General features: G+C 36.2%; 14 protein-coding genes. 7 read left to right on the top strand and 7 right to left on the bottom strand.

Annotated features, from left to right (window positions below):
- Window positions 1–14: 14 nt before the first annotated feature.
- The 3 genes from ACN0U3_RS03640 to folE all read left to right on the top strand — a co-directional run bounded on the left by ACN0U3_RS03640 (window position 15) and on the right by folE (window position 1,578).
- Window positions 15–368, top strand: a complete 354-nt coding sequence (locus ACN0U3_RS03640) for a T9SS type A sorting domain-containing protein (RefSeq protein ID WP_299203758.1) — start codon at window positions 15–17, stop codon at window positions 366–368.
- Window positions 369–534: 166 nt separating this feature from the next.
- Entirely contained in the window at window positions 535–966 is a 432-nt protein-coding gene (locus ACN0U3_RS03635; RefSeq protein WP_299203755.1) for a 6-pyruvoyl trahydropterin synthase family protein, read from the top strand.
- Window positions 967–984: 18 nt separating this feature from the next.
- On the top strand, window positions 985–1,578 hold the full coding sequence (folE, locus tag ACN0U3_RS03630) for a GTP cyclohydrolase I FolE (protein ID WP_299203752.1): 594 nt from the start codon (window positions 985–987) through the stop codon (window positions 1,576–1,578).
- Between the two features lie 77 nt (window positions 1,579–1,655).
- Here folE and ACN0U3_RS03625 read toward each other — a convergent pair whose 3' ends face one another.
- From ACN0U3_RS03625 to ACN0U3_RS03615, 3 genes are all read right to left on the bottom strand, one after another.
- On the bottom strand, window positions 1,656–3,143 hold the full coding sequence (locus tag ACN0U3_RS03625; RefSeq protein WP_417265174.1) for a VWA domain-containing protein: 1,488 nt from the start codon (window positions 3,141–3,143) through the stop codon (window positions 1,656–1,658).
- 150 nt (window positions 3,144–3,293) lie between these two features.
- Window positions 3,294–3,989, bottom strand: a complete 696-nt coding sequence (locus tag ACN0U3_RS03620) for an inorganic pyrophosphatase (protein WP_417265173.1) — start codon at window positions 3,987–3,989, stop codon at window positions 3,294–3,296.
- Between the two features lie 121 nt (window positions 3,990–4,110).
- Entirely contained in the window at window positions 4,111–4,968 is an 858-nt protein-coding gene (locus ACN0U3_RS03615; RefSeq protein ID WP_417265172.1) for a M23 family metallopeptidase, read from the bottom strand.
- A gap of 159 nt (window positions 4,969–5,127) precedes the next feature.
- Between ACN0U3_RS03615 and ACN0U3_RS03610 the strand changes: the two genes are divergently transcribed.
- A complete protein-coding gene (locus ACN0U3_RS03610; RefSeq protein WP_417265171.1) occupies window positions 5,128–7,500 on the top strand; it encodes a choice-of-anchor L domain-containing protein in 2,373 nt (790 codons plus the stop codon).
- A 167-nt stretch (window positions 7,501–7,667) separates the two neighbouring features.
- Window positions 7,668–9,278, top strand: a complete 1,611-nt coding sequence (gene lnt / locus ACN0U3_RS03605; protein ID WP_417265170.1) for an apolipoprotein N-acyltransferase — start codon at window positions 7,668–7,670, stop codon at window positions 9,276–9,278.
- A 30-nt stretch (window positions 9,279–9,308) separates the two neighbouring features.
- Here the strand turns inward: lnt and gldC are convergent, their stop codons facing one another.
- Window positions 9,309–9,662 (bottom strand): gliding motility protein GldC, encoded by a 354-nt coding sequence (gene gldC / locus ACN0U3_RS03600; protein ID WP_299203735.1) that lies wholly within the window; start codon window positions 9,660–9,662, stop codon window positions 9,309–9,311.
- A 3-nt stretch (window positions 9,663–9,665) separates the two neighbouring features.
- The gene (locus ACN0U3_RS03595; protein ID WP_417265169.1) at window positions 9,666–10,670 is read right to left on the bottom strand and encodes a hypothetical protein; all 1,005 of its coding nucleotides are present in this window, start codon (window positions 10,668–10,670) and stop codon (window positions 9,666–9,668) included.
- Window positions 10,671–10,767: 97 nt separating this feature from the next.
- Between ACN0U3_RS03595 and ACN0U3_RS03590 the strand changes: the two genes are divergently transcribed.
- Window positions 10,768–11,574, top strand: coding sequence for an outer membrane beta-barrel protein (locus tag ACN0U3_RS03590; protein ID WP_299203729.1), 807 nt, complete (start codon window positions 10,768–10,770; stop codon window positions 11,572–11,574).
- A 4-nt stretch (window positions 11,575–11,578) separates the two neighbouring features.
- Entirely contained in the window at window positions 11,579–12,358 is a 780-nt protein-coding gene (gene nadE / locus ACN0U3_RS03585) for an NAD(+) synthase (RefSeq protein ID WP_417265168.1), read from the top strand.
- Between the two features lie 279 nt (window positions 12,359–12,637).
- Here nadE and ACN0U3_RS03580 read toward each other — a convergent pair whose 3' ends face one another.
- Together ACN0U3_RS03580 and gldN are read right to left on the bottom strand one after the other, a co-directional pair.
- A complete protein-coding gene (locus ACN0U3_RS03580) occupies window positions 12,638–12,964 on the bottom strand; it encodes a 2Fe-2S iron-sulfur cluster-binding protein (protein WP_299203723.1) in 327 nt (108 codons plus the stop codon).
- A gap of 119 nt (window positions 12,965–13,083) precedes the next feature.
- On the bottom strand, window positions 13,084–14,091 hold the full coding sequence (gene gldN, locus ACN0U3_RS03575) for a gliding motility protein GldN (protein WP_299203720.1): 1,008 nt from the start codon (window positions 14,089–14,091) through the stop codon (window positions 13,084–13,086).
- Window positions 14,092–14,102 lie beyond the last annotated feature (11 nt).

The following is a 14,102-nucleotide window of genomic DNA, read 5'->3' as shown; positions in this document are numbered from 1 at the left end:
AAAACAAAAAAACAATGAAAAAATTAATGATTATCGCAACAATGTTTATCGCAAATGCTGCTTTCACAAACAATGAAATTGGAGAGCCTCAAAAAGTACTGACCCACGATAGTGTGAATAACAATGTTCAATTTGAGGTAGAGAAAATCAATTCAAACTTGTTAAACGTATGGGTAGAGGGAGCAGAAGGAAACTTCGTGAGCATCTCTTTGATCGATCAAAGAGGAAAATCCATCTTTTATCAATTTGTTGAATCCCAAAAGAATCATTTTTCAATTGACTTAGCGAATCTTTCGGAAGGAAAGTATTATGTAAAGTTAAACATGGGAAGTGAAATCCGAATGAAAGTGGTGATGGTACAAAAGTAAACCTCACTCAACCCTAACCAGACAAGCGCTTTAAGATATACTCAACCTCTTTAGAGCTCTTTTTTATGATCAAATTATCCTCAACGCTTTGCTCAAAGCGTTTTTTCCTTTCTAATAAACAATTTTGTTTCTTGAACGTTTGTATCTTTGTAACAAAATTATAGAATTGAAAACAGTTTACATTACCCGAAGAGAACATTTTAACGCAGCGCATAAGCTGTGGAATGAAGAATGGACAAGTGAAAAGAATGAAGCCGTGTTTGGAAAATGCAGCAACAAGAATTGGCATGGACATAACTTCAATATTTTTGTGACAGTAAAGGGAATACCTTCTGCTGATACTGGTTTTGTGATTAACTTAAAAGACTTAAGTCAAATCATGAAAAAATATGTTGTAGAAGCGCTAGATCACAAAAACTTGAATTTAGATGTTCCATTTATGAAAGGTGTACTTGCTTCAACAGAGAATCTAGTGATGAAGATTTGGGAAGAAATTGAAGAACCAATTCGTGCTGCAGGAGGAGTTTTAGCTAAAATTAAATTGGAAGAAACCGAAAACAATTATGTGGAATATTATGGCGGAAACGAACCGTTCTAACCACACAAAAATAGCTTTATGGAAAGTAAATTTGAATACAACGACGAGGTCACTAAAAAGTTAACAGAGGTATATAAAGAGGTCTTATCTGATTTAGGGGAAGATCCTAACAGAGAAGGTCTCATTAAAACACCTGAACGTGTTGCTAAATCTGTTCAGTTTCTAACTCAAGGTTACAAGCAAGACCCGGATGAAATCCTAAGAAGTGCACTCTTTGAAGAAGATTATTCTGAAATGGTGATTGTTAAAGACATCGAAGTGTATTCTCAATGTGAACACCACATGCTTCCATTTTTCGGAAAAGCACATATAGCATATATTCCTAATGGAAAAATTGTAGGTTTGAGTAAATTGCCTAGAATTGTTGACGCTTATGCCCGTAGATTGCAAGTGCAGGAAAGGTTAACTTTAGAAATTCGTGACTGTATTCAAAGAACGCTAGAGCCAAAAGGAGTTGCTGTTGTGTTAGAGTGTAGTCATATGTGTATGCAAATGCGTGGAGTAGAAAAACAAAACTCTTCAACAACGACTTCTGCATTTAAGGGCTTGTTCTTATCCAATGACAGTACGAGAAAAGAATTCATTAACTTAATTCAAGCGCGTTTACACTAAACGTAAAGTTGATTATAAGTTGAACAGACGATGTTGGTATTTGATTTCAAATGCTAACATTTTTTTTATCCCTAATTTTAATCATACTTAAATGAAGTCAGGCGAATTTCCTGTTTCAGTTTTGTTTGTGCATCTGCCAACTTTTCTATTAAGATGAATCGACCATTTCCTAATTCAGCAGCTTCACGCATATTGGCCTCTGATTTTTCATTGCTTTTTATTCCCACTACACTCATGGTAATGTTTTTCTTGTGTAGGTTTTTCTTAATGTACTTTTTGTAATCACCGGAGTTTCTGTTGAAAGCTCCGTCTGTAATAATAATCAAGTGGTTTTGACCATCCTTAATCATATTTTTTCGAGCTTGTTTGTACCCCAATTTAATTCCAGCACCACCTGCAGTTAATCCTGATGCTTTTAATTTCTTTACTTCATCGGTAATTTCTTCTTTTCGGTCCCCAGAGATGGGAGCTAATAGCACTTGGGCATTGCTAGCATAGGAAACCAATCCGATTTTGTCCTGTGGTCGTAACATCCCCACAAGTTGATCCAATGAATATTTTAATAATTCTATTCTGTCGGCTTGACGCATGGATGAAGACACATCGATTACAAATACAACGTTAATCGGATGGAAATAGGCCTCATCAAAATTGTTCGGATCCAATTCCTTAAATGCTGGGGGAATAAATTCTTCAATTTCTTCCGTTTCTACTTCTGGTGACTCTTCGATAAGATCACTCAAATCAACTTCTTCAGGTTCGCTTTCATCAATAATAATTACCCTTTCTTCAGTTTCGGCTATCGTTTCTTCGGGATCGTTTTCTGATTCGATTTCTTCGGCAATTAGTTCTTCTGGTTCTTCGGGTGTATCGGGAATTACTGGAGACGCTTTTTTCTTGGTTAAAGCCAAAGTAACATGGTTTCTTTTAAAGTTAACGTAAAGCCCCTCTTCTGCCGGAAGGTAACCTGAGTGAGTGGCATAAAAATAGGTTATGCCCAAAGGGATTTTGAGTTTCAGGCGACCATTGGAAGCTGTTTCCCACTTTCCTAACGCACTTCCATTTTGAATGATGGCTACTTTAGACTTTCCTAATTTTTCACCTGTGGCTTTGTCTATTGTTTCAACAGTCAACATAAAATCTAAAGGATTTCCTTGTGCAGGAGATTGACCAAAAGAAGGACAGGCTGTAAAATTGTTGCTCTGATCTGGAAGTGAAGCTATTTTCCCTGTCAAAACAATTTCAGTTGGTTCGTTTTTATCACTGGTGTAAACAGGAATTTTATAATTAAATTTTCCTTTTGTTTTTTTATTGATTTGAAAACGAATAACACTTGAACTATCCGGTGCTATGAGGGCGTTTCTTTGAATGTAAACCACTTCCATTGGTTTTTTTACACTTAAAATAAATGCGTCTTTTCCTGTTTTGTTTTTGAGGTAAACATCAACAAACCTTGGTTCATTCGAGTTGATTTCTCCAAAATCATGCTTTGTTTTGTCAAAGACAATTTGTGAGATGCTCAGCGTAGAACAAAATAATGTGAATAGGAAAAGTAAAATCTTCATAGTTTAAATATATAAATAATTATCGGTAGCTGTTGTGCCTTTCTTTGCAAATCTAATTCCAAAATCCACTTCACTCATTTAGGCTAGGCACTTACACAAAACAAAAAAAGGGAAGCATTCGCCTCCCTTTTTTTGTTTTATCAATATGACTTATACTTTTTCTTTCAAAACAGCAGTCAATGCTTCTGTGAGAAGTTGGTCTGCATCTCCAAAGTTTTCTTGGTAATCTACATAACTTCTTTTGATTACTTCTTTTGCTTCGTCAGCACCATATACGTGTGTGATTTCAACATTTTTAGAAGCCCCATCTAAGTCCTTATAAGTTAAGAAAAAATGTTTTACTCTGTCTAATACCTTGGTTGGAACCTCTTCTATTGAAGTCATGTTACCATAAACTTGATCATCTTTAAGTACCGCGATAATTTTATCATCAGCATCACCACCATCAATCATTCTAAACCCTCCGATTGGAACACATTCTGCGATTATGTTTCCTCTGTTTACCTCTCTTTCAGAAAGTACACAAATGTCAAGTGGATCATTGTCTCCTACGATTTCAGTTCTCCCTGTTTTTGTATTACAGTATTCAGCAACATGCTTGTCACAATATGTTTGTGGAACAAAACCGTAAAGACATGGCATATTGTTAGAGAATTTCTGTGGACGGTCAACCATGATGTATCCACTGTCTTTATCTACTTCATACTTAATGGTGTCAGAAGGGATAATTTCAATAAATGCATTGATCATGTTAGGTTGATTTTCACCAATTGTAATTCCATGCCATGGGTGTGCAACAAATCTTTGTTTTAAGGCTTTTGCTAATTTCGATACTTCCTCTTTCATATTATATTCTAAATTTCTAGTGATTATCTTTCAATTTTAAGGATTGCAAAAGTACTGAAAAAAATGAAATGAAAAAAGAAAGGTGTTTTTGTAGGTTTTTCTTGGTTAAGAATGAGGCTAGCTATTTGCCGAAAGAAAAATAATCTATTGGATTTAATGGCCCTATATCGCTCCACAATTCGAAATGTAAATGAGGTCCTGTAGAACGTTCTCCAGAGTTTCCAACAACACCAATGGCTTTTCCTGTACTGACTTGATCTCCTACTTTTACATAAACTGTTTTGGCATGTTTGTAAACAGATATGATATTGTTTTCATGACTGATAATTATCGTGTGTCCGTCTTTGTCGTCATACGAAGAATGCAAAACCACACCATTTAAACAAGCTTTTATTGGGGCATCCTTTTTTGTTACTACATCAACTCCAGGATGATTTGGTAGTCTGAATTTTTGACTGATTTCTCCCACAACAGGATCAAAAAGAAACAAATGATCAAATATTTTATCTTGATTCTTTTTTTGTCTTTCAGCGTTTTGCTGAATGTTTTTGTTGAGTTCTTTTTCTGCTTCTGATGTTGTGGTGTCTGAAATAATATTGATGGCCTCCGGTGAGGAGATGTTCTCAATGTTGTAAATAGAATCTACAGATACCTCTCCCAAGATCACTTTTTGGAGATTCGAAATATACTTTTCTTGCGCATTAATTTTTCTTTCTAATTGGTCTGCTTTTAAGGCTGCCAATTCAACTTTCTGCTTGTTTTTGTTTTTGATGTTCTCAGGAAGTAAATAACCTAATGGTGTATAGGAAAATATTGCAAAGTTGAAGAAGAACAAAATGACAGCAAGCAATAAGAAAATACTGATGATTTGGATACGGTTTATTTTTACCCTCCACCATTCCTCGAAGGTTACAGGATCCATTCCCACAATACGTGTAGATTTTTTAAACCAGTTTTTTTTCTTCTCTTGTTTTTTCATTCTAGACCTACAAAAATAGATTAAAAGTGTCCTTGACGTAGCAATATTACGTTAAAAATTCAAAATAGCTAAGGACGTGCGATTAATCATTCTTAAATTTGGCTTGTTAATTGCTAAGGAATAGACAACTATTTTGATTTAATTACGTTATATATACATATGAAATTTATTCTCACATTTATCATTGGTGTTTTTTCTTTCACTTTAACGGCTCAACTGCAAACTGGTGGTGGTCAAACGGCTACGCAATTGGTTCAGAATGTTCTTTTAGGTTCGGGAGTTGAAGTGTCTAATGTGAGTTATTCAGGTGCCTCAGGAGCAATTGGAACATTTAACGCCACAAATGCAAGTATCGGTATCGATGAAGGAATCATTATGACAACGGGTACGATTCACCCAGGACCGAATGGGCCACATGGTCCAAACAATAAAGCCGATGCAGGTATAGATAACGGAGCACCAGGTTACGGTCAGTTAAGTAACTTGGTTGGTAGAGATACGTACAATGCTACTTTGTTAGAATTCGATTTTATCCCCTATTCTGATACGGTTCGGTTTAAATATGTGTTTGCTTCAGAAGAATACCCAGAGTATGTGGGAAGTGAATTTAATGATGTATTTGCTTTCTTTATTTCTGGTCCAGGAATTCCAGGAGGTTTCCAGAATATGGCCATTATCCCTGGAACTAGTCAAACGGTGGCAATTAACAATGTAAACCACCAGCAAAATACGCAGTATTATGAATACAATGGTGAAGGAAATAATGCGCCTTATAATAATGACCCGTACTATGTTCAGTATGATGGGTTCACAGTGCCATTAGAAGCGGTTTCAAAAGTACAATGTGGCGAAACTTACCACTTAATTATTGCTATTGCTGATGTTGGTGATGGAATTTATGATTCTGGAATTTTCTTAGAGAAAAACAGTTTAAATAGTGAACAACCAGTTGAAGTAGAGTATGAATTAACAAGTGATCCTTTTGGTGACGGTCAAACGATGTCACAAAACTGTACGAGCGCAATAGTCAAAATAACACGCTCAGGTAGTAATATTAATCAACCGCTTTCTATTCCAATAAATCTTTCTGGTTCAGCCGTTGAAGGACTTGATTACTCTTCTGTTCCCAACAGTGTGAATTTTGCTGCCGGACAAACAGAGGTAACTTTCGTTATCGACGCTTTAAACAATACTGCCTTGACGGGATTAGCCAATGTTATTCTGCAGTTCGAAATAGAAGACGCCTGTGGAAATCTCCAATATCAAACCATAGAACTTTTTATTAAACCAGTAGAGCCGGTAGAAATTACCTTGGATGATCAATCCTTATTTTGTCCGGGTGAAGAAATAGAACTCATTCCGGTAGCAACTGGTGGAGGTGGCGATTACACTTATTCGTGGAGTACAGGTGAAACTACACCTACTATTATGGTGAGTCCTTCAACAACACAAAATTATACCGTTAGTGTTACGGATGATTGTTTGAATGAAACTGCAACAACCACTGCCGAAGTGAGTGTGCCCGTTTATGATCCTTTGGTTATTCAAGCCACAAATGATATCGTAGAACAATGTCCTTACGTGCCTCAAAGTCTGATTGTTGAAGCAACAGGTGGTTCTGGAAATTATACCTATGAATGGACGAATCCAGAAGGAAGTGTAATCAGTATTTTTGCTGAGGCTGAAGTTGCTCCAAGAGAGACTACAACTTATACTGTGGTAGTAACAGACGAATGTGGTGAATCTGCAACAACTACTGTTACTGTAACCGTTTTGAGTCCACCACTTGTTCTTGATATTACTCCAACACAACAAATTTGCCCTGGCGATTCAGCTTTGATTACCGTAACGGCTTCTGGTGGATTTGGTAATTATTACTATTTCTGGCCTCATTCTGGAGAAACGACACAAAGCGTATGGGTAAACCCTACTGTAAATACTCGTTATGATGTGATTGTAAAAGATGATTGTCAAACTTTTCAAGTGCAAACCCATACTACTGTTACAGTGGTACAACCTGATGCCGATTTCGATGCCATTACAGACCCTAAGTTTATTGGATTGCCAATTACTTTCCAAAATTTAACCAATAATGGAAATACTTACCAATGGGATTTAGGAAATGGAGCGAGCTCTACAATGGTTCATCCAAATAATACTTATGATTATCCTGGAACTTATGACATTACCTTGATTGCTACAGATCAATATGGTTGTGTGGATACCATTACTAAGCCGATTACAATTTTAGATGAGTTCTATTTGTATATTCCAAACTCATTTACTCCAGGGGACAATAGAGTGAACACAAGTTTTTCAGTAAGCGCAATTGGAATAGAGGAGTTCTATATAAAAATTTACAACCGTTGGGGTGAGTTGCTATTTCAATCTGATGATGTTGACTTTGAATGGGACGGAACTTTCAATGGAGAAATGGTGAGAGACGGAACTTATGTGTGGAAAATTGAGTACAGATCAATCCATGATGATGAATTACAACTCAAAGTAGGGCATGTAAACGCACTAAGATAATCTGTGTACGTCTCGCAACACTTTGATTGAATCCCAATTTCTTTCCTTTAAATTTTTAACGGTCATTCTGCTTTTGGAAATTGACGACAGAACGAAAGAAATATCTGTTTAAAAATCCTGATAAGATTGTGGCAATATTATCTTTGTAGTTCACTGAATTTTCAATTATGAAGTTTTCACGTTTACAAAGGTACTTGTTGAGTATTTTAAGTGGGTTGTTGATGGTCATCTCTTTCCCCCACACAGGTAGCTTATTCCCTTTGGTTTTCTTTGCATGGGTTCCCTTGTTATTGGTTGAACATAATGTTTACCGAGAAAAGTACAAGTCTTCAAAGGTTTTTATACACGCTTATTTAACTTTCTTCATCTACAATGTTGGAGCGTCTTATTGGATCTTTTATTCAATAGGAGGAGAAGCAGGAGCAGTGCTCGCCTACTTTCTGAACGGAATAATTATGGCCTTGGTTTTTATGCTTTTTCATTGGACAAAAAAGTATGTTGGACAAAAGGAAGGCTATATCGGTTTGCTCTTCTTTTGGATAGGGTTTGAATATATTCATTTTCATTGGGAACTCAGCTGGCCTTGGTTAAACATAGGAAATACTTTCGCCGTCATCCCTGAAATTGTTCAATGGTATGCTTATACAGGTATTTTAGGAGGAACAATGTGGATTCTCCTGCTCAATATGCTTATCTTCAAATTGGTTTCTAATGTAGTTTTTAATAAAGAAACATTAAAAATTCAAACACCACTAATTTACCTTAGTCTTGCCTTAATATTAATTCCTTCTGGACTATCTTATTGGTCATACGCAACATATGAAGAGGTAGAGAATCCTATTGAAGTTGTAGTAACACAACCGAATGTAGACCCATATAATGAAAAGTTTAGCTCTGATTTAAGAACGCAGTTAGATAAGTTTGTTCTTTCTGCAGAAGACTTAATCACTGAGAACACTGCTGTTGTACTGGCTCCTGAAACGGCTATTTCAAGACCTTTTGACGAGGATCGTTATGATAAAGCTGCGTCTTTCAACTACCTCCAAAGTCGTGTCAACCAATGGAACGGAACGAGTTTATTTACAGGTGCGTCTACCCATAAAGTATTCGACCATAAAAGAAGTGTTGCGTCACGTCCTATCCCGAATACAGAGGCTTTTTATGAAGCGTATAATACTTCTGTATTGATTTCGAATAATAAACCACCCTCCTTTGTTCATAAGTCTGAATTAGTTCTTGGCGTGGAAAAAATCCCTTTTTCTGAATGGTTTCCTTTCTTAGAAAAACTGTCCATAGAAAATGGAGGTACATCTGGTACACTTGGAGTAGAGGAAGAGCCAAGGGTGTTGAACACAAACGGGTTTACATTTGCTCCTATCATCTGTTACGAATCCATTTATGGTGGAATGATCGCAGAGCAATGTAGAAAAGGAGCAGAGGTGATATTTGTGATCACCAACGATGGTTGGTGGGAAAACACCGCAGGCCATAAACAACATGCAAGTATCGCGAGGTTGCGTGCTGTAGAAACGGGGAGATATGTTGTTCGTTCAGCAAACACTGGGATTTCCTGTGTCATCAATCAACGCGGAGATGTTGTAAAAGCGACAGATTACTGGGTGCATGATGCATTTAGAGAAACAGTGCACTTGAACAGTAAACCTACTTTTTATGTAACTTATGGTGATGTGATCGGACGTTCCTTCTCCTTCGTGTTCTTCCTGTTGATTTTACTCACATTGGTTAGATACCTCCGAAGGTTCGGAACATCATTTTAAAAAAAGCTTTACTCAAGTAGGAGTAGAGGATTAATCATTCTCTGGTAAAATCTCCATTTTCTCTGCAAAGTGATAACAATAATCACGCAAGTCTTCGGTGATGTTCTTCTCTCCTGTAGCTCGCTCAAATGTATCAGCCATCGTTACTAAGGTTTGGTGAAAAAACTGTTTCATTTCCTCAATTGAAAGATCTTTGGTCCATAAATCAATTTTCATTGTATTTTTCTCTTTTGGATCCCAAAGTGACAAAAACATAGCGCTTGCTTCTTCCTTATCGATGTTTCCATCTTCAGCAGACCACTTCATTCGCACAGGAACATTGTTTTCGTTTGTTCCTACATTTATTGTGATGTCTGAGGTTTTAACTATTTTATCTTCGTTCATGACTTAATCAATTTCATACGTTTGTAAAATGATGTTGTATTTAACATCTAATAATTCCGGCAAAGATAATGCTTTGTTTTTATGCATATATCCTTTTACGATTCTATATCCTAAGAATTGTCCCATTCTGTCAGGAGCATCATCAGAAAGTCCAACCGTTTTTGGTCCTTCATTTAAAAAGTTAGTTCTTGAGTTAACATCCGACTTGAATAACATTTGTTGTTCTACCAAATACCTCCATACTTGGAATTCGTTTTTTTCGGCCCACTGAAATTGATCTTCAGCGTACCTTAAAATATATGCTTCATCTGCATTTGGAAATGCTGCATTTAAGACATACAAAATTTTCCCTGCTTGAATAATGTGCTCTGCTAGTTTTCCGTCTAATGAATTAAACAATTGAACTTGAATCCAACTCAACACTACGTCTCTTTCTAAATAATCAATGTTCATGCGGTCTCTCTGCCACTTGTAGAGCTGTGAACTTGGAATTGATTCAATTACCTCACTGTTGGGTGAAATATAACTTTCTAGTCCCACAGCAATGCCTTCATTAGAACAAGAGATTTGACTAAACATTTTGTTGACATAAAATATTTGTTTTGGTACGATAGTATCTCCAAAATGATGCCTCAAGTATTTAAAAGCTGAATTAATTTCTTGTTCATGTTTGGGCAGTTCAGAATAAAGTTTTTCTTTCTCTGCTTCAAGATCACTAATGTATTCTGAATTGTAAAACTCATGAATAATCCGATAAGAAGAATCATTCACGTTTTGTTGAATGTTCTGGCTTAATTCATAAATGAACAAATCGCCCAATTGCTCTTCTAAAGATTTTAAATTGCTTTTCACCTCTTCCAAACTTTTTTTGTTTAGCGCTTGATCTGCATTGATATACTCAATAGAAACTTCTGACTCATCCAACTTAACATCTAGCGGATTAGAGTTGCAGGAGTAAAAAAAAGGGATTAAAAATAGAATTGCGTATATTGAGTTCTCTTTGTTCATGAAATATGATTATTTTTGTCAATTGTAGGTAGATTAACTACTTACTATATGTAGATACGACTAACATTTATATTAGAAATAAATTAATACCAAAAGTATGAAAAAAATACTGACTTTAACACTTGTAGCAGGTTTGATGTTTAATGCAAGCGCGCAAGATGCAGCAGACAAAAAAGTGATGGCTGGATTAACATTCGGTGGGGCATTGAACTTTAATAATCCGCAAACCAATACGATGGATGCCAAAGTAGGTGGAGATTTTGTGGCTGGAATGGCCCTGAATTGGAACTTCTCGAATAATATCGGATTAGCCACAGGTTTAGAGTTTGATTTTAACCGTTTTAAAACCAATAGCTACAATTCAGTTTATTTTGATTATGATGATAAGGAAATTGTAAGACAAAAAGATGCGTCTGCTTCCAACTCTAGTTTTTTGGTGGATGAAAGAAAGCACAAAAGTATCTACTTAAGCCTTCCGGTGATGTTAAAGTTCCAAACTAATTTTATGGGATATATGCGTTACTATGGAAAATTTGGTGTTAGAAACAGCTTTTTGTTGATGACACGTACAGACAATACAGGTCAAGGTTATGATCAATTAGGAGTGGTTGATAAAGATGTTACCAGCCTTGATGATATGTTGTCTCCTGGTGTAATGTCTGTATATAAAGGTTCCATTGGACTTTCTGCAGGTGCTGAGTATAACATTACTGGAAGCACAGTTCTTGTTGCTGAATTGGGATATTACTATGGTTTTTCTGAAGTATTCAGACAAGAAGGAAGCCTGTTCGGTGATGATGAAAAAGATTTGTCTTTATACCAAGTGAATGGAGGTGTAAAAGAATATTATACGCCAAGTGTAAAACAAGGTCAACTATTATTGAAATTGGCTGTTTTATTTTAAATTGATGCCAGAATTAAATTGTGAAAAAATAGCCAGTCATATTATTGACTGGCTTAATACTTATATAGAAGATATACCCGTCAAAGGTTTTGTAGTTGGTGTATCAGGAGGTGTTGATTCTGCTTTGGTGTCTTCGCTTGTTGCTCGTACAGGGAAAGAAGTTATTCTTTTGAATATGCCTATTCGGCAAGCCAGTTCTGAGTATAAAAGGGCACAAAATCAAATTAAAGTCTTAGAGGACACTTATCCTAATGTAAGAGGTTTGGAAGTGAATTTAACATCAACCTTTGATGCATTTACAATATCAGTTCCGGAAAACTCTGCAGAGAATGCTTTGGCTATGGCCAATTCAAGAGCAAGATTAAGGATGACTGCCTTGTATGCAGTTGGGCAAGCCAATCAATTGCTGGTAACTGGAACGGGAAATAAAATCGAAGATTTTGGTATTGGTTTCTTTACTAAATACGGAGATGGGGGAGTAGATCTGAATCCTATCGGAGATTTATTAAAATCTGAAGTTTTTAAATTGGCCAATCATTTAGGAGTTATTGAAGAGATTCTTAAAGCCAAACCAACCGATGGACTTTGGGGCGACGAACGCAATGATGAAGATCAAATTGGTGCAAGTTATGATGAGTTAGAGTTTGTGATGAACTTTAACGGTGAGGAATCTGAATTGACAGAACGTCAAAAGGAGGTTATGGCCATTTATACGCATTTGCATAAAATCAATCAACACAAGATGAATCCAATCCCTGTGTGTGATCTCAGTGGGATAAAATAAGCTTGATTTATCCATGTTCACGATTTACTTATTGTTTTGATATGGAGTAGGGCAAAGGCTTTATAGGTCTTAGAAAATGTTATAACTATGCCTTCAATTGGCTCCGGGATTAGTGCATATCGCTTAAGCTTACAAAGAAAACTTATCAGTTGTTAGACAATAAGTCTAATATCTAACCTCAAATGACTATTTGTTTTACACTTAGAAAATTTTATTTTAATCTAAATCTATGGAATTGCACTTTCACTCTCAGTCTTTAGGAGTTAAGTTTGACTTGATTTATGCCTCAGGAGCCAATCGCAATACGATTTGATCTATTGCTTCCGTGATTTCAATCTGACAACCAAGTCTGCTATTGTCTTCTACAAAGAATGCTTGATCCAACATATCTAATTCTGCATCACTTTGTTCTTCTAATTCATGATCAGATTCTAAGTAGCATTGGCAAGAAGCGCACATCGCCATTCCTCCGCAAATTCCTTCTACGGGTAATTCGTATGACTTACAAAGTTCCATAACATTCATGTTCATATCTGTGGGAGCAATCAATTCATGTTTCTCTCCTTCACGATCAATAATATTTACGACAATGTTATTTCCTTCCATGATTTAAATTTTACACAAAGGTAGTGAATTTGTATTAATCACATTTAATTCGTTGGTGAATAAAACTAAAAAAGCCGCACAGCGATTAAACTATGCGGCTTCAGATATGATTTAGAACTCTAGTAACTCCAAACGTCGTGTTCGAGTATTCTAATTTCTTCAGTAATTCTTTGTGACTCCATCAATGCGTCAACACCAACACGGTATTTCTCTACACTTCTGTCATACACGTTTTCTTCTTTATAGATAAAAGAGCTGAATCTACGTTTCATAAAGTAATCATCAAAACTCATCCATCTCGCCCCGTTACTTTCGTTATAAACGAAGTAGTTGTTAAATACATAACGACAATCCGTAGGGAAGTACAACCAGAACATAGTATGTGTACCTTGAATCGTTCCGTTGTCATCCTTGTCATAACGCACAGGTGCAATTCCAAGAATTCTAACATCTAAAACTGATCTTTGCTTATCAAAGAACCAATCTTCTTTTAAACGGTACTGAATAATGTCCTTAGAGGTAAACCAAAGTGTATCTCTCGGAGGGTATACGAAATTCCCATTAACGTCCATTGAATCTTCTTGATACTGATTCAATAATGGATCAATAGGTTCAGGACCTAATTTAGCAAGATAGTATAACAAGTCCTCTCTATAAACAGAGTCTGTTGAATAATTCTTACCTGGTTCAGGCATGATAGGGTATTTGAACATATCACCATCCTTAACAGAGTTTCTTACAGGGTTATAATCTGAATAAACAGTCAAATCTCCTGAAAGAATATGTTGACGCATGATTGTCCATAAACTCCATCTGTTGTCGTTACGAATCCAATCCACTTCACCAGTTTCCGGGTCTGGGTTGGTGAACTCATCCAAAGGGTAGTACAGTGGACGATTGATTTTCTCACGAAGGTCTATTGCTCTCCAAACACGTTTACTCCAAATAACATCTGCTTCACGCACATGCTCATAAGGAATAAGGCGTTTAGTAGGGATGTTCGATTTAAGGTAGACCCCATCAATAACTCCCGTTTTTGTACGGCTGTTAATCGGACCACCATTGATTTCTTGAGCAAAAGTACTCAAGCTAAAAATCAATATTGTACATAGCACTAAATTCTTCATGATATTACTTT

The organism is Brumimicrobium sp. (genome assembly GCF_048268645.1).
In the GTDB taxonomy this organism is placed as follows: domain Bacteria; phylum Bacteroidota; class Bacteroidia; order Flavobacteriales_D; family Crocinitomicaceae; genus Brumimicrobium; species Brumimicrobium ulvae.
Note: the sequence above shows the minus strand (reverse complement) of the source record. Positions and strands in the feature narration are given on the sequence as shown.